Origin of the sequence: Streptomyces swartbergensis, assembly GCF_002148965.1 — a bacterium.
GTDB lineage: Bacteria > Actinomycetota > Actinomycetes > Streptomycetales > Streptomycetaceae > Streptomyces > Streptomyces swartbergensis.
In genome coordinates this window covers 1-631 of sequence record NZ_NGFN01000851.1, presented here as the reverse complement: position 1 = coordinate 631, position 631 = coordinate 1, and the positions used below count along the sequence as shown (strand labels likewise).

Below are 631 nucleotides of genomic sequence, written 5' to 3'. Positions count from 1 at the left end.
GCGCTGCTTCTTCTGCCGCAGCCGCCGTTCGTTGATCCCCCGGGGGATCCGGGTCGGCTTGCGGGGCTTGGGCGGGGGTGCGGTGGCCTCGGCCAGGAGCGCGGCGAGGCGTACGGCGGCGGCCTCGCGGTTGCGCCACTGGGACCGGTGCTCGGAGGACCGTACGGTGACCACTCCGTCGACCAGGCGCCCGGCCAGCCGCTCCAGCGCCCGCTGCTTCCACACCTCGGGCAGCGCCTCGGTCCTCGCCAGGTCGAAACCGAGCTCGACCTTCGAGTCACTGGTGTTGACGTGCTGTCCGCCGGGCCCCGAGGACCGCGAGAAACGCCACATGAGCTCGGCCTCGGGCAGGGAGACGGAGCCGCGGATGACGTGGGGACCAGACATGCCGTCCATGTTCCCGCTCCTGACCGGTCCACGTCACCCGAATATCGGGGGTTGTGAGCTGTTGCTGGTCGAGTGCGTATGAGCGCGTGCTGGCGTGTATGAGTGAGTGTGCGGGCTGCGGCGTGCTCTGTTTCCGGGGAGGGAACGGGAGTTCCCGGATCGAATGCGTGACCTTTCCGCTGGTGAGGTCGTTGGGTGGGTGGCAGGCGGGTCCGGGGTGTGGGTAAGGGGGACAGGGTGGGTG

1 protein-coding gene is annotated in these 631 nt (G+C 69.7%); it reads right to left on the bottom strand.

Going from position 1 to position 631, the window contains the following annotated elements:
- Nucleotides 1-396 (bottom strand): alternative ribosome rescue aminoacyl-tRNA hydrolase ArfB (arfB, locus tag CA983_RS44725; RefSeq protein ID WP_086606199.1); only part of this gene is annotated, 396 nt, incomplete at its 3' end.
- Nucleotides 397-631: the final 235 nt, after the last annotated feature.